At 71.6% G+C, this 21,728-nt stretch carries 19 protein-coding genes; 8 read left to right on the top strand and 11 right to left on the bottom strand.

Features of this window, described 5'->3' with window-relative positions; translation table 11 throughout:
* Positions 1-20 precede the first annotated feature (20 nt).
* From WMF33_RS40630 to WMF33_RS40615, 4 genes are read right to left on the bottom strand one after another with little or no spacing between them, the layout of a single operon-like run.
* On the bottom strand, positions 21-1,253 hold the full coding sequence (locus WMF33_RS40630; protein ID WP_437333638.1) for an ABC transporter permease: 1,233 nt from the start codon (positions 1,251-1,253) through the stop codon (positions 21-23).
* Positions 1,250-2,470 (bottom strand): ABC transporter permease, encoded by a 1,221-nt coding sequence (locus WMF33_RS40625; protein WP_437333637.1) that lies wholly within the window; start codon positions 2,468-2,470, stop codon positions 1,250-1,252. The genes WMF33_RS40630 and WMF33_RS40625 overlap by 4 nt, the downstream gene beginning before the upstream one ends.
* Positions 2,467-3,264 (bottom strand): ABC transporter ATP-binding protein, encoded by a 798-nt coding sequence (locus tag WMF33_RS40620; RefSeq protein WP_437333636.1) that lies wholly within the window; start codon positions 3,262-3,264, stop codon positions 2,467-2,469. Before WMF33_RS40620 ends, WMF33_RS40625 begins: the two co-directional genes overlap by 4 nt.
* A 7-nt stretch (positions 3,265-3,271) precedes the next feature.
* Positions 3,272-4,492, bottom strand: coding sequence for an efflux RND transporter periplasmic adaptor subunit (locus WMF33_RS40615; RefSeq protein WP_437333635.1), 1,221 nt, complete (start codon positions 4,490-4,492; stop codon positions 3,272-3,274).
* 315 nt (positions 4,493-4,807) lie between these two features.
* Between WMF33_RS40615 and WMF33_RS40610 the strand changes: the two genes are divergently transcribed.
* The 7 genes from WMF33_RS40610 to WMF33_RS40580 all read left to right on the top strand — a co-directional run bounded on the left by WMF33_RS40610 (position 4,808) and on the right by WMF33_RS40580 (position 9,282).
* The gene (locus WMF33_RS40610; protein ID WP_437333634.1) at positions 4,808-5,419 is read left to right on the top strand and encodes an FKBP-type peptidyl-prolyl cis-trans isomerase; all 612 of its coding nucleotides are present in this window, start codon (positions 4,808-4,810) and stop codon (positions 5,417-5,419) included.
* A gap of 40 nt (positions 5,420-5,459) precedes the next feature.
* Positions 5,460-5,690 (top strand): hypothetical protein, encoded by a 231-nt coding sequence (locus WMF33_RS40605; RefSeq protein ID WP_020740286.1) that lies wholly within the window; start codon positions 5,460-5,462, stop codon positions 5,688-5,690.
* Positions 5,687-5,989: a DUF1844 domain-containing protein gene (locus WMF33_RS40600; protein WP_061628276.1), complete on the top strand. Its 303-nt coding sequence runs from the start codon at positions 5,687-5,689 to the stop codon at positions 5,987-5,989. The genes WMF33_RS40605 and WMF33_RS40600 overlap by 4 nt, the downstream gene beginning before the upstream one ends.
* Before the next feature lie 182 nt (positions 5,990-6,171).
* The gene (locus WMF33_RS40595; protein WP_437333633.1) at positions 6,172-7,134 is read left to right on the top strand and encodes a S1C family serine protease; all 963 of its coding nucleotides are present in this window, start codon (positions 6,172-6,174) and stop codon (positions 7,132-7,134) included.
* Positions 7,135-7,256: 122 nt separating this feature from the next.
* Complete coding sequence (locus WMF33_RS40590) at positions 7,257-8,063, top strand: sigma-70 family RNA polymerase sigma factor (protein WP_437333632.1); 807 nt, start codon at positions 7,257-7,259, stop codon at positions 8,061-8,063.
* Positions 8,060-8,764, top strand: a complete 705-nt coding sequence (locus tag WMF33_RS40585) for an anti-sigma factor family protein (protein WP_437333631.1) — start codon at positions 8,060-8,062, stop codon at positions 8,762-8,764. Before WMF33_RS40590 ends, WMF33_RS40585 begins: the two co-directional genes overlap by 4 nt.
* Positions 8,764-9,282 carry a hypothetical protein gene (locus WMF33_RS40580; RefSeq protein ID WP_437333630.1) on the top strand — a complete coding sequence of 173 codons (519 nt, stop codon included), beginning with the start codon at positions 8,764-8,766 and terminating at the stop codon, positions 9,280-9,282. The genes WMF33_RS40585 and WMF33_RS40580 overlap by 1 nt, the downstream gene beginning before the upstream one ends.
* A 22-nt stretch (positions 9,283-9,304) precedes the next feature.
* Here WMF33_RS40580 and WMF33_RS40575 read toward each other — a convergent pair whose 3' ends face one another.
* The 7 genes from WMF33_RS40575 to WMF33_RS40545 form a co-directional block, all read right to left on the bottom strand.
* The gene (locus WMF33_RS40575) at positions 9,305-10,465 is read right to left on the bottom strand and encodes a sensor histidine kinase (protein WP_437333629.1); all 1,161 of its coding nucleotides are present in this window, start codon (positions 10,463-10,465) and stop codon (positions 9,305-9,307) included.
* A 35-nt stretch (positions 10,466-10,500) separates the two neighbouring features.
* Positions 10,501-12,501 carry a PAS domain S-box protein gene (locus tag WMF33_RS40570; RefSeq protein ID WP_437333628.1) on the bottom strand — a complete coding sequence of 667 codons (2,001 nt, stop codon included), beginning with the start codon at positions 12,499-12,501 and terminating at the stop codon, positions 10,501-10,503.
* A gap of 151 nt (positions 12,502-12,652) precedes the next feature.
* The gene (gene ruvB / locus WMF33_RS40565; RefSeq protein WP_061628269.1) at positions 12,653-13,675 is read right to left on the bottom strand and encodes a Holliday junction branch migration DNA helicase RuvB; all 1,023 of its coding nucleotides are present in this window, start codon (positions 13,673-13,675) and stop codon (positions 12,653-12,655) included.
* A 92-nt stretch (positions 13,676-13,767) separates the two neighbouring features.
* Positions 13,768-15,687 (bottom strand): sensor histidine kinase, encoded by a 1,920-nt coding sequence (locus WMF33_RS40560; protein WP_437333627.1) that lies wholly within the window; start codon positions 15,685-15,687, stop codon positions 13,768-13,770.
* Positions 15,684-17,246, bottom strand: a complete 1,563-nt coding sequence (locus WMF33_RS40555; RefSeq protein ID WP_437333626.1) for a sensor histidine kinase — start codon at positions 17,244-17,246, stop codon at positions 15,684-15,686. Before WMF33_RS40555 ends, WMF33_RS40560 begins: the two co-directional genes overlap by 4 nt.
* 80 nt (positions 17,247-17,326) lie before the next feature.
* Positions 17,327-17,902: a GNAT family N-acetyltransferase gene (locus WMF33_RS40550; protein ID WP_020740276.1), complete on the bottom strand. Its 576-nt coding sequence runs from the start codon at positions 17,900-17,902 to the stop codon at positions 17,327-17,329.
* A 4-nt stretch (positions 17,903-17,906) separates the two neighbouring features.
* On the bottom strand, positions 17,907-20,636 hold the full coding sequence (locus WMF33_RS40545; protein ID WP_437333625.1) for a serine/threonine protein kinase: 2,730 nt from the start codon (positions 20,634-20,636) through the stop codon (positions 17,907-17,909).
* A 654-nt stretch (positions 20,637-21,290) separates the two neighbouring features.
* On the opposite strand from WMF33_RS40545, the gene WMF33_RS40540 reads away from it, so the two are divergent.
* Positions 21,291-21,629 carry a P-II family nitrogen regulator gene (locus WMF33_RS40540; RefSeq protein ID WP_020740275.1) on the top strand — a complete coding sequence of 113 codons (339 nt, stop codon included), beginning with the start codon at positions 21,291-21,293 and terminating at the stop codon, positions 21,627-21,629.
* The last annotated feature ends 99 nt before the right edge of the window (positions 21,630-21,728 follow it).

The following is a 21,728-nucleotide window of genomic DNA, read 5'->3' as shown; positions in this document are numbered from 1 at the left end:
GGGATGCGCGGGGGTTCGCGCTACTCGCGCCCGAGCGCGTTCACGGGATCCATGCGCGCGGCCCGTCGCGCCGGGAAGAACCCGAAGACGATCCCGATCGCCGTGCTCACCCCGAGCGCGACGCCGAGCGCCGTCGGCTCGAGCCTCATCGGCCAGTCGAGGGCGCTCGAGAACCCGAGGATGACGCCGTACCCGAGCGCGCTGCCGACGATGCCGCCCAGCGTGGCGAGCACGAGCGCCTCGAGCAGGAACTGCAGCAGGATGTCGATCTCCCGGGCGCCGATGGCCATCCGGATGCCGATCTCGCGGGTGCGCTCGGTGACCGACACCAGCATGATGTTCATGACGCCGATGCCGCCGACGACGAGCGACACCGCCGCGATGCTCACGAGCAGCGCCGAGAGCGCCGCGAAGATCGCGTCCTGCATGGCCTGGAACTCCGCCTGGCTCCGGACGGCGAAGTCGTCCTCCTCGCCCTCGTCGATGCGGTGCCGCTGGCGGAGGATCGCCTCGGCCTGCTGCTTGGCACGCTCCGACGTCTCCGCGGACGTCGAGCTCAGGAGGATCGCGTGCACTTCTCCGGGCCGCGTGGCGACGACGTGCGATCGCATCGTGGTGATGGGCATCAGCACGATGTCGTCCTGGCTCTGCCCGAAGGGCGACGCCCCCTTCTCCTCCAGGACCCCGAGCACGCGGTAGGTGTGGCGGCCGATCCGCACCATCCGGCCGACCGGATCGAGCGACCCGAACAGGTCGCGCGCGGTCTGGGCGCCGATGACGACGACCTTCTCGGAGAGGTTCTCCGAGGCGGGGCTCCACGGCTCTCCCCGCGCCACCTTCCAGCTCCGGATCTCGAAGTAGTTGAGGCGGGTGCCGACGAGCGTCGGGCTCGCGTTCTGGCCTTCGTAGATGACCTGGGCGCTCGACCTGAGGAACGGCGCCGCGATCCGGATGCTCGTCGACTCGCGCACGAGCGCCTGGCCGTCGAGCTCCGAGAGCCGGGCGCCGGTGGTGCTGCGGACGCCCGAGGCGCGCGCGGAGCGCGCGAAGACGATGAGCGAGTTGGAGCCGAGGTTCGAGATCTGCGCGTTCACGTTGGCGCGCGCGCCGCTCGCCAGCGCGGTGACCGTGACCACGGCCGCGACGCCGATCGTGATCCCCAGGATCGTGAGCCCCGCGCGGAGCTTGTTCCGGCGGACGGCGCGCATCGCGATCACGATCGCCGACAGGACGCGGGTGAGCGTCGACCTCACTCGTGCCTCAGCGCGGTGATCGGGTCCTGGCGCGCGGCGCGGCGCGCCGGGAAGAACCCGAAGACGATCCCGATCGTCGCGCTCGTCCCCACCGCGACGACGACCGCGCTGGCCGGCAGCGTCATGCTCCAGCCGAGCGCCGCGGCGAAGAGCTGGATGACGACGAGCCCCGCGCCGAGCCCCATCACGCCGCCGATCAGCGACAGGGTGATCGCCTCGACCAGGAACTGGACCAGGATGTCGCCCTCGGAGGCGCCGATCGCCATGCGGATGCCGATCTCGCGCGTCCGCTCGGTGACGCTGACGAGCATGATGTTCATGACGCCGATCCCGCCGACGAGGAGCGACACCGCGGCGATCGACGACAGGAGCATCGTCAGGGTGTCCAGGATCCGCTCTTGCGACGCCCGGAACTCCGCCTGCGTACGGATCACGAAATCCGGCTCGTCCTCGGGGTCGATCTCGTGGCGCTGCCGGAGGATCCTGTCGATCTGGTCCACCGCGCGATCGACGGTCAGCTCGCTGGTCGCGGCCGCGACGAGCATCTGCACCCTGCCCGGCGCGCTCGGCACGACGCGCGACCGGAAGCTGCCGATCGGCATGAGCAGCCGGTCGTCCTGGTCCTCGCCGAACGGCGATTGCCCCTTCTTCTCGAGCACCCCGATGACCCGGAACGGGTGCTTGCCGATCCGGATGTACTGCCCCACGGCCTCGCCGGAGCCGAACAGGTTCTCCCGGACGGTCTCGCCGATCACGCAGACCTTCGTCTTGAGCTGCTCGTCCGACTCGGTCCAGCCGTCGCCCTTGGCGACGCGGTAGGAGAGGATCGTGAGGTAGCTCCGCGTCACGCCCATGACCTGGGTCGCGACGTTGGCCTCTCCGGCCACGATCTGCATCGACGTGGAGCTGAACGGGCTCAGCGCGGCCACGCTCGTCGACTCCTTCACGATCGCGAGCCCGTCGGCCTCCGACATCCGCACATTCTCGCGGCGCTTCAGCCCGGAGGCCTGCGTCGACTGCGGGAAGATGTAGATCGAGCTCGCGCCCAGGCCCGAGATCTCGCCGAGGACGCGGTTGCGTACGCCCGTCCCGAGCGCCACCACGATCACCACGGCCGCGACCCCGATCAGGATGCCGAGCACCGTGAGCGCGGCGCGGAGCTTCGAGCGGACGATGGCGCGCAGGGCGATCCGGACGGCGGCAAGGTAGCCCCTCACGGCGCCTGCTCGTCGAGCTCCGCCCCGGAGGGCGGCAGCGCGGCCAGGGCCACCGCCGCGTCGACGGGGCGCTCGTTCCTGAGATCGCTGCGGACCTCGCCGTCGCGCATCGTGATCACGCGGCTCGCGCAGGCGGCGATGTCCGGCTCGTGGGTCACGAGGACGATGGTGATCCCTTCCAGGTTGAGCCGCTGCAGGAGCCCGAGCACCTCGTAGCTTGTGCGGGTGTCGAGGTTGCCCGTGGGCTCGTCGGCGAGGAGCAGCGGCGGGGAGGTGACGAGCGCTCGCGCGATGGCGACGCGCTGCTGCTGGCCACCCGAGAGCTGGTTCGGCGTGTGGTGCAGGCGCTCGGCCAGCCCCACCGCGCTGAGCGCCTCCAGCGCGCGCGTGCGCCGCTCCGCCGCGCCGACGCCCCGGTAGACGAGCGGCAGCTCCACGTTCTCGAGCGCCGTGGTGCGCGGCAGCAGGTTGAAGCCCTGGAAGACGAACCCGATGAGGCGGTTCCTCACGATCGCGCGCGCGTCGTTGCTGCGCCGGGTCACGTCGAGCCCGTCCAGCCGGTACGTGCCCCGGGTCGGCCGATCGAGGCACCCGATGATGTTCATCAGGGTGCTCTTGCCCGAGCCGCTCTGCCCGACGATGGCGACGAAGTCGCCGTGCTGGATGGTCAGATCGACGTGGCGGAGCGCCCGCACGACGACCGCCTCGGTCGTGTAGTCCTTGCCGACGCTCGAGAGCTCGATGAGCGGCTCGTCTCGGAGCACCGCGGCGACGGCCTGGCTCTGGGGCAGCATCGGCGCCTCAGAACAGCCGGGGGCCGCGCCCCCTGCCGCCCGTGGATGGACCGTCGTTCTCGTCGATGACGACCTTGACCGGCCCGAGATCGGTGAGCAGCGCGGTGAAGATGCCGTCGGTGATCCCGACGTCGACGACGCGGGGCTCGATCTTCTCCGCGCCCGGCGTGGCGTCGGTCAGCACGTAGACGCGGCCCTTCTTCGGCGGGAGCGGCTCGAGGGGCGGCGCCTTGATCTCCTTGCCGTCCTTGTCCCGCTCCGGGGCCGGCTTGAACCGGAGCGCCGCGTTCGGCAGCCGCCGCGCCCCCTTGGCCTCGGCGGACCGGATGCTCACCGTGGCCGTCATGCCCGGCCGCAGCTTGACGTCCGGGTTGTCGACCTCGACGACCGCCGCGTACGTCACGACGCCGGACTGGTTGAGCGGGCTGTAACGCACCTGGCTCACCGTCCCCCGGAACGTCTCGCCCGGAAAGGCGTCGACGCTGACGTCCGCCTCGATGCCCTCGCGGAGCCGCCCCACGTCCGCCTCGTCGATGTCGGCGAGCACGCGCATCTTGCGCAGATCCTGGGCGATCACGAAGAGCGTGGGCGCCTGGAAGCTCGCCGCCACGGTCTGCCCGGGATCGATCGCGCGGCTGATGACGACGCCGTCGATGGGCGAGAAGATGCGCGTGTACTGGAGGTTCGTCGTGGAGGAGCGGAGCACCGCCCTGAGCTGCGCCACCTGCGCCTTCGCGGCCGCGAGGTCGGCGAGCGCCACGTCGTAGGCGCCCTGCGCCGTATCGAGATCGGCCTGCGAGCCCACCCCCTCCGCGACCATCTTCTTCGCGCGCTCGAGCCGCTGCTTGGCGGTCCCCAGCGAGGCTTCGGAGCGCACGACGCTCGCGTTGGCCGCCTCGAGCTGCGCCTGGTTGGAGTCGATCTGCGCCCCGAAGAGCGTCGGATCGATCTCGGCCAGCACGTCGCCGGCCTTCACGATGCTGTTGAAGTCCACGTAAACCTTGGTGATTCGCCCCGAGACCTGCGCGCCGACCTGCACCTCGGTGAGCGGCTTGACCTGCCCCGTCGACTGCACCAGCTCGATCACGTCGCCCGTCGTGATGTCGCCCGTGACGTAGCGCGGCGGCGGCGGCGGCCTCGTCCGGATCCTCCACACGACGATCCCCGCGACGAGCGCGGCGATGATCGCCAGAACGCCGAGCCGCCCGAGCCAGCGCTTCGTCCCCACCTTCGAGAGCTCCTGCTCGAGGCTCTCCCGTCCGCGACCGGGAGGCGGTCCACCCGCGCGCGGGCCCTGGGCCGACGCGCCGCCGCGCGGGGGAGGCGCTGCCGAGGCCGGTCGTGCCCCGCCCGGCTGCGCCTCGCCGGGGTGGACGCGCTCCGTTTCCGGGGTGGCCTGCGTCGCAGGGGCCGACGCGTCGAGAGGGTCGCGACCGGTCGCCCGAGCCATGGAATCGGCCATCGGACGTCCTCATAGCATGCCGCTGCGCAGGCGCGGCTCGCTTGAAACCGCGGAACCGCCATGGCAAACCATCCGCCGCCTATGGAGTCGCTGCCCATCGCAACGGACACGGTCGTCACGCTGTCCTACGTCCTGTTCAACGAAAACGGCGAGGCGGTGGACCAGGCGTCGACCGCGGAGCCGCTCATCTACGTGCACGGATACGCCCAGATCGTGCCTGGCCTGGAGCGCGCCCTGGAGGGCCTGCGCGCCGGCGAGCAGCGCGAGATCACCGTCGAGCCAGCAGAGGCGTTCGGCGAGCGCGAGGACTCCGGCATCTTCGAGGTCGACAAGGCCGATTTCCCCGACGCGGGCGAGGTCGAGGTCGGCGACGAGTTCGTCGCCCAGGGGCCGGACGGCGAGCCGGTCGCGCTCCGCGTGGTCGACATCCTCCCCGACGGCTTCCGGGTCGACACGAACCACCCGCTGGCAGGCCAGAAGGTGCGCTTCCAGGTCCAGGTCAGCGATGTGCGCGCCGCCAGCGAGGAGGAGATCGCGCAGGCTCAAGCCGAGCTGGAGGAGCGCATCGAGGAGTCCGAGAGCGGGGGCTGCTGCGGTCACGATCACGATCACGATCATGACCACGAGCACGGCCATCCTCACGAGCACGGCCATGGAGAGGCGCTCGTGACGCTCTCGAAGAAGTCGTCCTAAGCCCGCCGCAAACGGGCGGGTTGTCCGAGGAGATCACATCATGACCGTAGGTGAGAAGGGCAAGCTGACGGAGCTGCAGCTCGATCGCCGGGTGCGCGAGCGCCTCCTGGCGAGCGGTACGCTCAGCGCTGCGACCATCGAGGCGCACCTCGCGAGCTTGCCGGATGCAGAAGAGCAGGCCGAGACGATCGCGGTCGATCAGCCGGCGCTCGGCGGGGCAGCGCACGCGCCGCGGGTCGAGCCTGAGCTCGACGACGAAGGGTCCGAGTGAGCGACGCGAAGGAGCAGGAGGATCTCCCTCCGGCCGGGGGCCCCCCGGAGCTGCCGACGCTCGACTTCTCGACGTTCGTGCTGTCGATCATCGGCTCCGCGTACGTGCACCTGGGCGACGCACCCAGCCCTGACGGCAGGGAAGAGCAGAACCTGGTCCTCGCGCATCAGGACATCGATCTGCTCTCCCTGCTCCAGGAGAAGACCAAGGGGAACCTCACGGGTGACGAGGAGCGCCTGCTCGAGCAGGCGCTCTACGATCTGCGGATGCGCTACCTCGAGGTCTCGAAACGCTCGTGACCGCCGGCGCCAGGGCTCTTTCGTGGGTCCTCCTCGCCTGGCTGGTCGCCGCGTGCAACAAGGCATCTCCCGGCCACTCTTCCGGCGCGAGCAGCTCCGCCGTCCCTCCGGGCGCCGTGCCGGTGGTCAGCCTCCCCCCGTCTCCTCCTATGCCGGCTCCTCCGATCGTCCGGTCCGAGGGCATGCCCGGCTCCTTCGCGCCGCTCGCGCGCAGGGCCGACCCAGCGGTCGCCACGGTCAAGGCCCGCGTCGAGCGGCAGCAGCACCCGGGCGGCCGCCGCCGCACGGTCGCCGAGGGGCTCGGGACGGCCTTCGTCTACGACCCCGAGGGCTTCCTGCTGACGAACAACCACGTCATCGAGGGCGCGACGGACATCCTCGTGAGCTTCGTCGACGGACGCGACATCAAGGCGACCGTCGTCGGCCGCGACAAGCACACGGACGTCGCCGTGCTGAAGGTCGAGGAGAAGGGGCTCCCGTCGCTGCCGCTTGGCGACTCGGACACCATCGAGGTCGGCGACTGGGTGGTCGCGATCGGCAACCCCTTCGGCCTCTCCCACACGGTGTCGGCGGGCATCCTCTCGGCCAAGGGCCGCACCCGGGACGACGTGAAGGGGCTCGACCCGAGCGGTTATTTCAACTTCCTCCAGACGGACGCGAGCATCAACCCGGGCAACTCCGGCGGCCCGCTCCTGAACCTCAAGGGCGAGGTGGTCGGCATCAACGCGGCCGTGCGCGCCAACGCGAACAACATCGGGTTCGCGATCCCGATCAACATGGTGCGGCAGCTCGTGCCGATGCTGCTGCGCGACGGGAAGATCCGCCGGAGCCAGGTCGGGGTGATCGTCGATGTCCTCAACTCGATCGAGGCAGGGCGGCTCAAGCGGCCGGATCGAAAGGGGGCATGGGTGAAGACCGTGGTGGCGGGGGGGCCCGCGGACCGGGCCGGCATCGCGCCGGACGACGTGATCATCGGCTTCGAGGGAAAGCCGATTTCCGACCCGAACGAGCTCAGGTGGATGGCGAGCATCGCCGGCGTGAACAAGGTCGTTACGCTCCGCGTCGCGCGGCTCGAGCGGGTCTTCGATGTGCGCCTCACGCTTGGCGAGCTCCCCGAGCTCAACGAGGAGACCGATGAGCCGTGAGCGGGGCAACGCGGAGCGTAACGACCTTGTGCCCGGCACGCCCGCCGGCCACCGCGCGCCCGGCCGGGGCATCCGCCGCGCGACGTTCCTTGCCCCCCAGCCTCCTCAGGTAAGCTGACCCCGTGGCCTCTCTACCTTCCTCCCCGGACGAGCTCGAGCCGGTCGCACCTCCCGGCCCTCCCGGCGACGCGCCGGGCGACATGGCGGGTGACGACCTGCCCGCGGGGGGCGACCACCGCCGAGCGGAGCAGCTCCACGCGCGCCTGAATAGCGCTTCCGCCCGTGCGTCCAATCGCGAGGCACGACGGCGGGAAGCGGAGGAAGATCGTGAGCTCATCGAGCGGGCGCAGAAGGGGGACCAGGCGGCGTTCCGCTCGCTCGTGGAACGGCACCAGCGCCGGGCGTTCGCGATCGCGATGGGGCTCGTCCGCGACGAGAACGACGCGCGCGAGCTCGTGCAGGACGCGTTTCTCCGCGTCTACAAGGGGCTCGGCTCCTTTCAGGGCGGCTCCTCGTTTTTTACTTGGCTTTACCGGATCGTCACCAACCTGGCGATCGACCTCATGCGCAAGCCGGGGCGCCGCGACCTCGAGCTCCAGGAAAACCAGGCGGCTGAAGAGCAGTCCGACTTCCCGCTCGTCGCCCGGATCGACGGCGCCGACCCCCTCAACGTCGTCCGCCGTCGGGAGATCGCCGGGCGCATCCAGGCCGCGCTCGACGCGCTGCCGCCTTACCACCGAGGCGTGATCCTGATGCGGGAGGTCGAGGGGATGTCCTACGAGGAGATGGCGCAGGCGATGGGGGTCTCGAAGGGGACGATCATGAGCCGCCTGTTCCACGCCCGTCAGAAGCTTCAGCGCGCCCTCGCTGACTGCTACGCGGAGGAAGAGGGCAAGGGAGCCGCAGAGGACCCGGAGGAGATCGCGTGAGCACCGCCAACAGCAGCAAGGCGAATCACGGGGATGCGAGCGCCCCGCCGACGGATCTGGAGCTGATGCTCTATGTCGACGGTGAGCTCGATGAGGCGCGCCATCGGCAGGTGGAGGAGTATGTGCTCCACGACCCGCGCTGCCGAGCGAAGGTCGCGGGGCTCGTCACCGCAGCCGACATGATCCGGGACAGCGCGCTCGCCTCCAGCGCGGCCGACGGCATCGCCGACGGGGTCATGGCGAAGATCCTCGAAGGGCAGGGGGCGGCCGCGAAGGCCAACGGAGGCGCTGCGGTGCTGCCGCTCGCGGCGTCGCCGCCGGCCGCTCCGCCGCGCGCGCGGGCGCAGCTCCAGGGATCGCCGGCCAACGACAACGCGCGCGGGATCTTCGCGCTGACGGCGCTCGCCGTGGCCGCGGCCGCCGCGATGATGGTCTGGGGTCGGACCGACGTGGAGGCGCCCAGCGCGGCGCTGACCGCGCCGGCGTCCTCCGCAGAGCTCGCCCCGCCGCCCGCCGCACCGACGCACGAGCCCGTCGCCGCGCCGAGCGCCGAGGGCGAGATCGAGCCGGGCGTCGAGGTCGCCGCGGTCGACTTCGGGGCGCGCATGGGGTCCATCTTCTACGTTCCGCGGGAGGCCGCGGCCTCAGGCCCGACGACCACGGTGGTTTGGCTCTCCGATGAGGGTCCGGGAGGACAGTGATGAGATTTCTTGCGAGTGCGATCACCGCGATCATGGTCCTGGCGCTCGGCGTGAGCCCTTCCCCCGCCGTCGCGCAAGGCAAGGCGCCGGCGCCCGCCCCGGCGGCGCCGTCCGACGCCGCGATCACGACCGAGGTCGTGGTCCTCCACGCGACGAACGACGGGTCCGGCATCGATCCGAAGATCGGCAAGATGCCCGAGCTCGGGAAGCCGCCGTTCTCGGCGTACAACAGCTACAAGCTCCTCGATCGGCTGAAGATCAGCCTGCAGAAGGGCAAGCCGACCACGACGAAGCTGCCGAACGGCAGCGTCCTCATGGTGTCGCTGAAGGACGTCGTGGCCGCGAAGAAGCAGGACGAGCCGAAGCGCTTCGTCGTCAGCGCGAGCATCCAGAAGCCAGGCGGCAACACGTTCCTGCCGCTGCTCGAGGTGAACGCCAAGGCGGGCGAGAATTTCTTCGTGGCGGGTCAGCAGCATCAGGGCGGCGTGCTCGTGCTCGGCATCAAGGTCGCGCCCTGAGCCGAGGGCGCTCGGCTCCCGCTCAGCGGCGGCCCGAGGACGGCAGCGCGACGGGCAGATCGAGGCAGAAGGCCGTCCCGCGCGGGGCGCACGCCTCCGCGCGGATGCTGCCGCCGTGCGAGGCGACGATGTTCCTGACGATGCTCAGGCCGAGCCCGGTGCCGCTCCCGTCGGTCTTGGTCGTGAAGAATGGGTCGAAGATCCTCGGCAGGTGCTCGATGTCGATCCCGTGCCCCTCGTCCCGGATGGTCACCGTGATGTAACCGTCCTCCGGCGACGTCGCGGTGGTGATGCCGAGACAGCCGCCGTGCTCGTGCATCGCGTGCGCGGCGTTCGTGAACAGGTTGACGAACACCTGCGTCAGCGGGTCGATGACGCCCCGCACCGGAGGTATCTCGCCGAAGCATCGCTCGACGGTGACGCCCGTCTGGTCGAGCAGGTGCTCGCAGAAGACCAGCGCGCGCTCGATGATGTCGTGGAGGGAGACGGCGCCCGGCTTCTCCGTGGACGGCCGCGCGTAGGTGATGAGGTCGCGCGAGAAGCGGAGGATGCGGTCCGCCGCCTCGTTGATCCTCGCGAGCCGCTCGATGTCCGAGGGATCGAAGCCGCTGCGCTCGCCCTTGCGGCGCAGGTACTCGGAGTACGCGAGGATCGAGGTGAGCGGGTTGTTGAGCTCGTGCACCACGCCGGCGGCCATCTTCCCGAGGGAGGCCAGCTTCTCGGCCTGGATGACCTGGGCGCGCAGCGACTCGTGCGCGCGCGCCTCGCGGAGCGAGGCGCCCAGGGTGAGCACGAGCCGGTCGACCAGCGCCTGGATGGGCGCGCTGTCGAGGTACACGGCGTCGTCTGCCGCGATGTGCATCGTCGAGCGCCCTTCAGGCTCGATGGCCGCGACGCGCTCGAAGGCGAACTCCGGGAGGAGCCGCGCCGGATCGCGGCCGTCGTCGCGGCGAGCGCGCGGCGACACCCGGACGACCGCCTGCGCGCCCGTCGCGCCCGGGATGTACACGCCGAGACCGCAGCCGGGGAGCATCTTCGCGGCTGCGCCGAGCAGCGCCGAGGCGCGCTGCTCGATGGAAGCGGACGGATCCAGCTCGCTCGACGCGATCAGCAGGTTGTCGATCCACTCGAGCGGAAGATCCCGGGTGAGGGGCTTTCGAAGCGTGACGGGAGCGTCGGACAACGGCCGCTTCCCCAGGCGCTCCGCGCTCCTCCCGCTCACCCGATCCCCCTGTTCGGGTCGTCGCCGCTCGACCGGTCGAGATCGATGATCTTCGCGGCGCCGACATAAGATTTCGTTTCGTAGCGGGTGATCTTGCCGATCTTGCGGACGATCTCCGCCATCCGCTCGGCCTCGCTGCGGATCGTGGCCGCCGCCCCCTTGATGGGGGACGCGTCGTCGATCCGGCGGCAGATCAGCTCGGCGTAGCCGAGCACGCTGGTGAGGGGCTGGTTCAGCTCGTGCGCGGCCGCGCCCGCGAGCTCCGCGATGATGGCCTGCTTCTCGCGAGCGCGGAGCTCCTCCTGCGCCTCGGTGAGGCGGGCCTCCATCCGCATCCGCTCGCGCAGGTCGGTGAAGATGCCGACGGAGCCGACCGGGACGCCGTTCTCGAAGATCAACGCCGCGGAGAGGTGCACCGGGATGCGCGACCCATCCTTGGCGAGGACCTCGGTCCGGTAGCCCTCGAGCCGGCCGGGGCCGCCGTGCTCCTTCGCGTGGATGAGCCTCATGATCTGCTCGGCGTTGTGGTCGGGGTAGAGCGCGCGGACGTTCATCGCGCCGACGACCTCCTTCGCGTCATAGCCGTAGATCCGCTCGGCGGCGCGGTTGAAGAGCAGGACGACGCCCTCCATGTCGGCCGAGACGATGGCGTCGACGGAGCTCTCGATGACCCGCTCCAAGAACTCCTTGGTCTTGGTGAGCTCCGCCTCGGTGGCGCGCTCCGTGGTGACGTCGCGGAAGCTGACGAGGACGGCGCCGCTCTCCTCCCGGAGGACGCTGCTGAAGCTGAAGCTCAGGATGAGCTTCTCGTGCTCGGGCTCGCCCCGCCTCACGGTGAAGTCCACCATGTGCGGGAACGACCCCTTGGCGAAGCCGGCGCGGATCTCCTCGAGGAGCGGGTGCTCGCGGGGATCGACGAGGTCGGCCAGGTTCGCCTTCTCGAGGTCCTCCGCCGTGCGCCCGGTGATCGCCTGGGCGCGCGGGTTGGAGAAGAGGATGTGGCCGTCGGGATCGACGACGATGATGCCGTCCGCGGTCGAGTGGAAGAAGTCGGCGTAGCGCTGGAGCGCCTTGAGCCGGCGCTCCGCCTCGAACCGGGCGAAGGTGCTCTGCTGCGTCTGGTCGCGGAGCGACTGCAGGATGCGCGCATTGCGCAGGGCGATCGCGGTGGCGCTCGCGACCGTGCGCGCCAGCGAGAGCTCGTGCGTGTGGGGGGCCACCGGCTGCCGCCCCCGCAGGAAGAGCACGCCGAGCGGTTTGTCCTCGAACAGGATCGGCAGGAGGGCGAGCGAGCGGAACGCGTTCTCCGGGAGCTCGGCGCGCACGATGTCGAACAGCGGGTGCGCCTTCGCGTCGTCGATCACGAGCACGTCGCCCGTGCGCATGACGCGCTGGATCTCCGGGTACTTCCCGAGATCGATCGGCAGATCGCGGAGCTCCTTGTCGTCGCTCGCGGCGACCACGTAGCCGACGTCGCCCGAGTCGCGCACGAGCACGATGCTGCAGCGATCGACGCGCGCCACCTCGGCGATACGGCGCACGACCGTGAAGAGGATGTTCCGGAAGTCGAGCGTCGAGGCGAGCGCCTGCGTCAGCTCGAGGACGACCTTCGCGTCGTGCTCCTTGCGCGCGAGCGCGTCGACGTAATCGCGGATCCGGAGCTGCCCGCGGATGCGGGCGATGAGCTCGGCCGGGCGAAACGGCTTGCGGATGAAGTCGTCCGCGCCGAGCTCGAAGGCGCGGGCGACGTCCTCGTCCGCGTCGAGCGCCGTCAGCACGACGACCGGCACGTCCTGCGTGCGGCGATCGTCCCGTACGGCGCTGAGGACCACGTAGCCGTCCGGGGGCGGCATCACCAGATCGAGCAGCACGAGCGCGGGCACGCTCGCCTTGAGCCAGGCGAGCGCCTCCGCGCCCGAGGTGACCGCGACGGTCTCGATGCCCGCGTCGGCCAGCGCGTGCAGCAGCATCTGCCGGCTGACGGCGTCGTCATCCACGACGAGCACAGGATCACGGCGAGACACACCGCAAGCTTATCGATTCCACGCTGGAGCGATGAGAGAATTCCGGCTCACGGCGCAACGCTGGCCCGCTCACCAAACGTGGCGGGCGGCGCGGCGCATCGGGGCGCCGCGCGCGCGGCGTGGGTCAAGAGAAGAGATCCCCCTGCTTCGCCGCGGGAGCCGCGATGCCCAGGTGCTCGTACGCGCGGCGGGTCGCGATCCTGCCCCGGGGCGTGCGGCCGAGGAAGCCCTGCTGCAGCAGGAACGGCTCGTATACGTCCTCGATGGTGTCGCGCGGCTCACTGAGCGCCGCGGCCAGGGTGTCGACGCCCACCGGGCCGCCGTCGTAGTGATCGATGATGACGCGCAGCAGCCTGCGGTCCATCTCGTCGAGGCCGGCCGCGTCGATCTCGAGCCGCTCCGCGGTCTTGCGCGCGATCGCCATGGTGATCGCGCCGTCGCCGAGCACCTCGGCGAAGTCGCGCACCCGGCGCAGGAGGCGGTTGGCGACGCGGGGGGTGCCCCGCGAACGCGCGGCGATCTCGCGCGCTCCCCCGGCGTCGATCGGCACGTCGATCAGGCCGGCGCTGCGCTGCACGATGCGCTCGAGCTCCTCGACGGGGTAGAAATCGAGCCTGACGACGTGGCCGAACCGCGACAGCAGCGGCGCGGTGAGCAGCCCGGTGCGGGTCGTGGCGCCGACGAGCGTGAACGGCTTCAACGCGAGCTGGATCGTCGTCGCGTACGGGCCGTCGCCGGTCATGATGTCGATCTTGAACGACTCGATCGCGGGGTAGAGGCTCTCCTCGACCGCCGGCGTGAGCCGGTGGATCTCGTCGATGAAGAGCACGTCGTTCCGCTCCAGCTTGGTGAGCAGCCCGGCCAGCGCGCCCTTGTGCTCGATCGCCGGCCCGCTCGTGACGTGGAGGGTGACGCCCATCTCGCGGGCGAGGATGTGGGCGAGCGTCGTCTTGCCGAGCCCGGGCGGGCCGCAGAAGAGCATGTGGTCCAGCGGCTCGTGCCGGCGGCGCGCGGCCTCGACGAAGACCTTCAGGTTCTCCGTGTGCTTGGCCTGGCCGACGTACTCGGCGAGCGAGGCCGGCCGGAAGAGACGGTCGAAGCGATCGTCGTCGCCTGTCTCGGCAGGAGAGAGCGCCCGTTCAGGCATGCCCCGGGAGTACCGCGGGCAGAGGGCGAAGGGAAGCGATCCCGCGCGCGGAAGGAGCGTGCGTCGCGCGCCGCCGGCGGCTGCGGGCGAGGTCAGCCGAGCGCGGGGACCGACGAGAGGCGAGGGCGGCGCGGCGGCGGGACGCGCGGCAGCCGCGCGCGGCAGAGCGGGCGGCCGTCCGGGGCTCCGTCGACCTCGAGCGAGCCGCCGTGGAGCTCGATCACCGAGCGCGCATGGCTGAGGCCGAGGGTCAGGCCGCGCCCGCGCGCCGTGGTCTGCCGGCTGAACAGCGCCTCCAGCTCGTCGGGCGGCACGTCGCGGCTGCCGTACTCGATGTCGATGCGGACCTCGCTGTTGAACTCGCCGGCCATCGTCGCGGTGAGGCGCACGAGGCGCGCGGACGGGTCGGCCGCGCCGGTCCGGAGCGCGTGCGCCACGATGACGGCGATCGCGCGCGTCGCGTACGCCTGGTCGACGGGGATCAGCGGCAGCGTGTCGCCGACCTCCACGACGACCTCCCCGTCGGCGTCGCTCGCGAGCTCGCGCGCCTTGCGGAGCGCGCCCGCGATGAGCGCGCCGACGGACGTCGGCTGAGGCTCGAGCGTGAGCTGGCCGGCCTCGACGCGCGCGGCGTCGAGGATCGACTCGATGAGGCCGAGGAGCTCGCGGCCACGCGTCGAGATGAGCTCCAGGCTCTCGCGCTGGGCGGCGGTCAGGTCCTCCTGGCCCACGAGCTCGGCGAACCCGAGGATCGCGTTCAGCGGGCTCTTGAGGTCGTGGCTCACGCTCGCGAACAGGAGGCCGCGCATGCGCTGCGCCGCCTCGCGGGCCTCGAGCGCGCGCTCCTGCGCCGCGGCGAAGACGCGGAAGCGCTCGGCGAGATCCTCGATGGCGTGCCCGAGCCGGGCGACGACGGCGAACCGGGCGGGGCGGGCGATCTGCGTGGCGCCGCGGAGCACGCTGTCCGTGCCGAGCAGGCGCACCTGCTTCGTGGCGTGCACGAGATCGGCGGCGAGGACGCGGCCGAACAGGTTGCCGAGCACGCCGGCGACCAGCACCGCGAGCAGCGCGACGAGCGCGCCCCAGATCGCCGCGGAGGGCTCGAGGTCGGCCGAGAACCGGATGTTGGCGCAGCCGCCGTCGAGCGGCGTGATCACGGCGATCTGCCCGTCGGCCTCGCGGCCGAAGGAGGGCTCCGCGCTCACGCAGTCGTGCTGCACGCGCGCGAGGAACCCGTACTCCGCCGCGGCGGCCACGACGTCGTTGCGATCGGCCTCCGCGATGGCCCCGAGCGACGGATCGAGCGCCGTCCGCGCGATGAGCCCCGCGGTCGTGCGCCGGCTCCGCTCGATGAACGTCTGGAGGTGCGCGTTCGCGATCAGCACCGCCCCGACGCCGACGAGCAGCACCGGCGCGGCGACGGCGAGGAGCAGCTTGTAGGTGACGCGCCGGCGCGGCGTTTGGTAAAATTCGGCCGTCTCGAGCAGCGAGCCGATCGCCTCGGCCGGGCTGATCTCGAAGAGGCTGAACGTCGTGGCGCGCGTCAACACGTAGTGCGGGATCGCGGACGCGCAGAGGATCGTGATCGCGAGGATGAGCAGGCTGACCGCCCGGCCGTCGTCGAGCTTCTCCGGCCTGATCCCCGGGATCATCGTGAGGCTCGAGATCGTCGAGCTCGCCAGCACGAAGCGCAGCGCCAAGGACGGCGGCAGCTCGGCGAATCGCTCGAGCTCCTCGTGATCGATGTCGCGCGAGCCGATCATGAGCGAGCGCAGCAGGTTCCGGTGCGTGCGCAGCCGGAGCAGCGTCAGCAGCGTGGTCGCGACGATCGCGGCGAGCGCGATCTTGGCCCCGACCGAGAGCACGCTCGCGGCGACGTCCTGCTCCAGGATGAGCAGCTTCGGCGCGAGCGCCGCGATCGCCCCGAACGCGGCGACGCCGACCAGCGCCTGGCGGACGAGCACGCGCCGCGCGAAGTGGATCGCGTCGTCCCTCATGCGCTCTTCGTTCATACGATCCTCCCACCTGGCCGGCCGCCGCCCGGCTCGCTCACGGGCGTCGCCGCCGCGTCCGGCGCGGGCGGCTGGACCGGCGCGGGCTGGGGGGGCGGGGCGACCCAGAGCGGCAGGGTGATCGTGAAGGTCGAGCCCCGCCCGAGCTCGCTCTCCAGCTGGATCGTCCCGCCGTGCATCATCACGAGGCGCCGCGCGATCGAGAGCCCGAGCCCCGTCCCGGCCCGGCGAGAGCGCACGTCGCCGGTCTGCCGGTACTCCTCGAAGACCGCCGACGTCTCCTCCGGCGGGATGCCGGGGCCGGTGTCCTGGACGGCGATGGTCGCGTAGCGGCCGCGCGCCGCGATGTGGACCGCCACCGAGCCGCGCGCCGTGAACTTGACGGCGTTCGAGACGAGGTTCGTCAGGATCTGCCGCACCCTCCGCGGATCGGCGTGCGCGAGGAGGCCGTGCTCCCCGGTGACGCGCAGCTGGATGGGCTTGTCGCGCGCGGCGGCGGACGCCTCCCGCATCACCTGATCGACGAGGACGCGGAGGTTGACGGCGCGGCGGGAGAGCTGGAGCTTGCCCGTCTCGAGCGCCGACAGATCGAGGATGTCGTCGATGAGCGTGCGCAGGTGCTCGCCGCTCTGCCGGATGACGGACAGCGCCTCGCGCGCGTCCTGGCTGAGCGGCCCGTCGACCTCGCTCTCGAGCACGTGCGCGAACCCGAGGATGGCGTTGAGCGGCGTGCGCAGCTCGTGGCTGAGCCCCGCGAGGAACGCCGAGCGCTCGCGGTCCATCGCGGAAGCTTGCTGGAGATCCGCCCGGTAGGAGCGCTCCGCCGCGGCGAAGCGGGTGATCAGCAGGTTGAAGGCCGCCGTCAGGAGGCCCACCTGGTCGAGCGACCTGATCGGCACCGGCTCGGTCTGGATGAGGTCGGTGCTCGACGCGCTCTGTCCGTGACCGCGCGCCATCGCGGTGATGCGCTCGCGCAGGTAGTCGACGTCGTCGCGCGCCGCCTTGGTGAACGAGAGCGCGACCGCGACCGCCACGCCAAGCAGCAGCGTCGTGAGCGCCGCGACCGCGTTGCCGAGGGCGAGCGAGTCGGGCGGCGGGGTCGGCGCCGAGACGAAGGTGAGCACCGAGAGGTGGGACAGGGGCGGGCGGAGCGGGCGCGCCGCGAACCGGACGCGGCCGAGCGAGGTCGTCTCCTCGCCCTTGCCCCGCGTGAGCATCTGGAAGATGTCGGCCTTGGCCGGCGCGCCGAAGCTCTCGTTCACCAGCACGTGGCCGTTCTGCTCGACGAGCAGGATCTCCGACCCGGTCCGCCGCGCCGCCTGCCCGAGGACCTCGGTCCGCTCCGCGTCGGCGGTCCCATGGAGCCGCGCCGCGAGCGTCGCGGCCAGCACCTCCGCGCGCAGGCTCGCGGCCTGATCGCTCATCCTGGCGAGCTGGCGGATGCCGATCAGCGCGATCGCCACCGCCGTGGCGATCCCCACGACGATCACGATCGCGGGCGCGAGCGGCACGAGCGGCATCGTGCCGCGAGGCCAGCGGATGAGGCGACGGCGAGCCACGGCGAGGGCAGGATGCTAGCGCGCTTCGGGCGGCGTACGGGCCGCCTCAGGCGCCCGGAGCGCGATGGGGCTTACCCGTCTCACCTGGGGTCGGTCGCCAGGAGCGCGAAGACGGAGTGGTCGAGCCAGCGGCCGTCGCACCACTCGGCCTGCCGGGCGATGCCCTCGAAGCGAAAGCCGAGCCGCCCGATGACCGCGAGGGAGGCGTGGTTGTCCGTGGCGGCCGCGACCCGCACCCGGTGCGCGCCCATGTGGCCGAACGCGAACCCGAGCGCGGCCTTCGCGGCCTCGGTCATCAGGCCGCGCCCGGTCGCCTCCTTGCGCAGCCAGTACCCGAGCTCGCAGGAGCGGTGCAGGTGCACGCACGACTCGAGCCCGACCACCCCGGCGAGCGTGCGGTGCGCGCGCTCGCGGATGACGAAGCGCAGCGCCCTGCCGTGATCCCAGTCGGCGGCGCACGCCTCGGCGAAGCGCACGCTCGCGGCCGGATCCGTGTGGAACTGCACCCAGGGCAGCCAGCGCTGGAGCGTCGCGCGCGAGCCGCTGACCGCGAGCCAGAGCTCCGGTCCGTCGGACGGATCGATCGGCACGAGGAGCAGCCGCTCGGTCTCGATGGGGCGGGCGCGGACCTCGCTTCGAGGTGGGAGAATGAGCATGGGGTCACCGGCACTGGATGCGAGCGGCGTAGGGCTCGAGATGACCCGCCTCGTAGTCGAGCCAGGCGACATACCACTCTCCGGGCTTCGCGCCGGGGCTGATCGATGGCGCCGGCTGATCGCCGCTGACGCGGGCGAACTTCGTGGGCGCGCCGATGCCGTCGCGGTTGATCGATGCGGTCAGCATGCGGCCCTGCTCGAACCAGACGAGCTGGGCCTGACCGCTCGGCGCGATCGCGACCGACGGGCGCGCGCCGGTCTTCGAGAACCTCTTGCGCCAGAGCGGCTGCCCCTTGGCCGGATCGATGTACGCAGCCGACGCGCCCCCGATCGGCGCCTCGCCGTGCCAGACGACGAAGCAGCCGGCCGCGCCGCACGCGAGCGAGGGGCTGTCGCTGCGGGCCCGGTCGCTGTTCACGAGCGACAGCTCGCCGAGGGCGCGGTCGGCGCGCTTGCCGGGCGCGGCCGGCGGCAGCCCCTTGTCGGCGCTCGCGAGCGGGAGGCGCATGTACTGGATGACCCGCATCGGATCGCGATCGAAGCGGAAGGCGAGGTGCATCACGTCGCTCGTCACCGCGATCGAGGGCAAGCGGACGCGCGGCTTCGACGGGCCCGTCGGGGTCACGTCCGTGAGCCGGATGATCTCGCCGACCGGATCGAGGTTCGGCGAGAGGCGGCGCATGAAGAGGTCCTCGGAGGAGGCGTTGTCCCCGTCGTCCGACCACGCGATCACGAACCCCTCGGGGGCGCGCGTGAGCGAGGGCCAGGAGTTCCCCCCGCGAGGGAAGCGGGCGACCATCATCGCGGGGCCGTCGATCCGGCCGCTGGCGTCGAGCCAGCGCACGTACACGCCGGCCTCGGGCCCCTTGCCGTCCCAGTACGTGAGCACCAGCCGATCGCCGGCGGTCGTCAGCTCGGGGCGACCGATGGCGCGGCCCTCGGGCGTCACGTCGAGCGCGGGGGACGACGGGCGCATCGCGCTGTCGAGCGCCGCCGTGTACGCGTGCTCGGTGCCCTCGTGCGAGTCCGTCCAGGTGATCACCGCGCCGCGCGGCCCGAGCGAGATCGAGGGCCGGCTGGCGCCGATGGCGCGACCGCCCTCGCGCACGAGATCGTGCGTGCGCGGCCGGGCGAGCCCGGTGAGCTGGCACGGCGCCTTGCCGCTCGCGTCCTTCAGGGCGACCTGCACGTGCTCGATCAAGGTCCGAGGCACGGGGTGGTTGCCCTTCTCCTGAGCGTCCCTCAGCAGCCGGAGCGCGGCCTTGAGATCGCCGGCGGCGATCGACTCCTGCGCCTGCGCGACGAGCGGCGGCCACTGCAGGCCCGGCGGCTCGGGCTGGGCGTCGGCGCGCGCCGGCACGGCGGCCGCCGACGCGGAGGACGAAGGCGCGCTGACGACCGGCGGCGGCGCGGCGCTCGACGAGACGGGCGGCAGCGTCGTCGGCTTGAGGAACTGGCGGTAGCCCGCGTACGCGGCGCCCGCGGCGAGCACGAGCACGCCGAAGACGACGAGCGCGCGACCGGCCCCGCCGCGCCTCGGCGGCGAGCGCTGCGCGAGCGGATCGGACACCGAGGCCTCGCCCGAGCCCCCGGAGAACGTGATCTGCTGCCCCGCGCCCTGGCTCACGCGCCCGGCCGGCGTGCCGCCCGGTGAGCTCGAGAAGTCCAGCCCGGCGAACGGATCCAGCCCGCGCTCCGCCGGGCCCGAGGGGACGGTGCGCCGCGCTTCGTTGGGGGTCACACGGACGACCCCCGGCGGATCGAACGTCACGTCCGCTGGCGGGTCGCCGCCGGTCGGCAGGACCCCCGCCTGCGACGGCTCGGCGCCGCGCGGGGGCGTCGGCTGCGCGACGCCGAGCGCGATCGAGAGCTCGTCGGCGAACTCCTTCGCGGTCTGGAAGCGGCGATCGATCGAGCGGTCGAGCGCCTTCTCGAACCACACGGTGAAGCTCGGCGGCAGATCCGGGCGGAGCGCCGAGGGCTGCGGCAGCGGCGCGTTCGCGATCTGCGCGAACGTCATCGCGACGCCCTGCTCGGTCTGCCAGACGGTGCGGCCGGTGAGGCACTCGTAGGTGATGCAGCCGAGGGCCCAGAGGTCGGCGCGATGATCGACCGCCCCCTGCCCGCGCACCTGCTCCGGGCTCATGTACGCCGGCGTTCCGAAGACCGCGCCCTCGCGGGTGAGGCGCGCCTGCGCGTCGCCGCCGTCGACGGGCGCGTAGAACTTCGCGAGCCCGAAATCGAGGATCTTCGCGCAGAGCCGGCCCTCCTCGTCCTTCGTGAGGAAGATGTTCTCCGGCTTGAGGTCGCGGTGGACGATCGAGGCGGCGTGCGCCTTCGTGAGCCCTCGACACACCTGGGACACCACCGCGACGGTGGTCTCCGGATCGAGGTACCTGACCACGGTCATGCGCTCGTAGAGCGACTCGCCTTCCAGGAGCTCGAGCACGAGGAAGGGCCGCCCGTCGTCGAGCTTGCCGGAGTCGTAGACGTCGCAGATGAACGGGCTGCGGATCGACGCGGCGGCTCGGGCCTCGCGGAGGAAGCGCTCGACCACAACGGCGGAGGTCGTCAGCTCCTGTGCGAGCACCTTGATCGCCACGCGCTTGCCGATGTCGATGTGCTCGGCCTCGTACACGGCGGCCATGCCGCCGCGCCCGATCTCGCGTGTGATGCGGTATTTTCCGGCGAGGACCGTGCCTACCGGGATCTTCGCTTTGTTCGGCAAAGCCATCAGGCAGGGCTGTCCCGCGACTGGATTCGCCAGCGGAGACTATTCGAGCCGGGTCGCAAGAACAATGGCGAGCGCGGGGGGACCCCTCCGGGAGGGGGGAGCCACCCCTCGGGGGCGCCGTGGAGGCGGGCTCTGCCATAGCCCGGACGGAGCCGGGGGGCGGCGCCGGCCCGGGGAAGGAGGAGGCGGACCCACCCCGGGCGCCTGGGCGAGGGGGGGCGGGCGCGCTCCCGCCCGGGGCCCCTCCTCGGGCTCCCCGGGGCGGGGCCCCGGGGCGGTGAAAAAAGTAAGCGGGCTCTGATTTCCGGAGGCCGGAACCACTTTTCTCACGCACGCGCGGTGCGCGAAACATTCCGGAAACATGAGCTTGGGTACACCAGCCTGGACCTCGGGTTGCTGCGCCAGCGCCCGGGGTGAAGGGTCGCCGATCCAGCTCTGCTGGATGGGCCCCTGAGTCGTTGACAAGCGTCGGGGCAATGCTCGGCAGGCCGGGCGGACCCCGTCACGGATCGGAGGCCGGGCGGCGCCCGGCACATCGACGGGAGGCCGCCGGCGGAGGCGTCCCCCCTTTACCGGCTCTGCTCCGGCGGGGCTTTTCGGGTGCTCGCCCGGGATTTTACCCTGGCGGGCACCCGGTCACCACAGGCGTGCGCAATGAAAAAGGTCGAGGCGATCATCAAGCCGTTCAAGCTCGACGAGGTCAAGGACGCCCTCGCCGAGGTCGGGATTCAGGGCATGACGGTGACCGAGGTAAAGGGCTTCGGTCGGACCGGCGGCAAGAAGGAGGTCTATCGAGGGTCGGCGTATGTCGTCGACTTCGTCCCGAAGGTGAAGGTCGACATCGTCGTGCCGGACAGCATGGTCGGCGACGTGATCGACGCCATCGAGAAGAGCGCCAAGACGGGTCGGATCGGCGACGGCAAGATCTTCGTCGTCCCCGTCGAGGAGGCCGTGCGGATCCGCACGGGGGAGCGCGGCGAGGACGCCATCTAGGCGAGCCGCGGGCAGAGCGTCACAGGGCATTCGCGGCGGGTCGCAGGCTCGACAACCCAGGCAGCCAACAGCGAGCACGAGCCAGCGCGCCGTAGAATC

The organism is Sorangium sp. So ce394 (genome assembly GCF_051474665.1).
GTDB classification, from domain to species: Bacteria; Myxococcota_A; Polyangia; order Polyangiales; family Polyangiaceae; genus Sorangium; species Sorangium cellulosum_D.
This window is presented reverse-complemented; position numbering and strand designations above follow the sequence as displayed.

What these genes read in the sequence shown, in the direction of transcription:
- ruvB (WP_061628269.1), bottom strand. Translation starts at nt 13,675, where the DNA reads ATGCCTGAACGGGCGCTCTCTCCTGCCGAGACAGGCGACGACGATCGC.
- WMF33_RS40560 (WP_437333627.1), bottom strand. Translation starts at nt 15,687, where the DNA reads ATGAACGAAGAGCGCATGAGGGACGACGCGATCCACTTCGCGCGGCGC.
- WMF33_RS40550 (WP_020740276.1), bottom strand. Translation starts at nt 17,902, where the DNA reads ATGCTCATTCTCCCACCTCGAAGCGAGGTCCGCGCCCGCCCCATCGAG.
- WMF33_RS40620 (WP_437333636.1), bottom strand. Translation starts at nt 3,264, where the DNA reads ATGCTGCCCCAGAGCCAGGCCGTCGCCGCGGTGCTCCGAGACGAGCCG.
- WMF33_RS40610 (WP_437333634.1), top strand. Translation starts at nt 4,808, where the DNA reads ATGGAGTCGCTGCCCATCGCAACGGACACGGTCGTCACGCTGTCCTAC.
- WMF33_RS40540 (WP_020740275.1), top strand. Translation starts at nt 21,291, where the DNA reads ATGAAAAAGGTCGAGGCGATCATCAAGCCGTTCAAGCTCGACGAGGTC.
- WMF33_RS40580 (WP_437333630.1), top strand. Translation starts at nt 8,764, where the DNA reads ATGAGATTTCTTGCGAGTGCGATCACCGCGATCATGGTCCTGGCGCTC.
- WMF33_RS40595 (WP_437333633.1), top strand. Translation starts at nt 6,172, where the DNA reads ATGCCCGGCTCCTTCGCGCCGCTCGCGCGCAGGGCCGACCCAGCGGTC.
- WMF33_RS40605 (WP_020740286.1), top strand. Translation starts at nt 5,460, where the DNA reads ATGACCGTAGGTGAGAAGGGCAAGCTGACGGAGCTGCAGCTCGATCGC.
- WMF33_RS40545 (WP_437333625.1), bottom strand. Translation starts at nt 20,636, where the DNA reads ATGGCTTTGCCGAACAAAGCGAAGATCCCGGTAGGCACGGTCCTCGCC.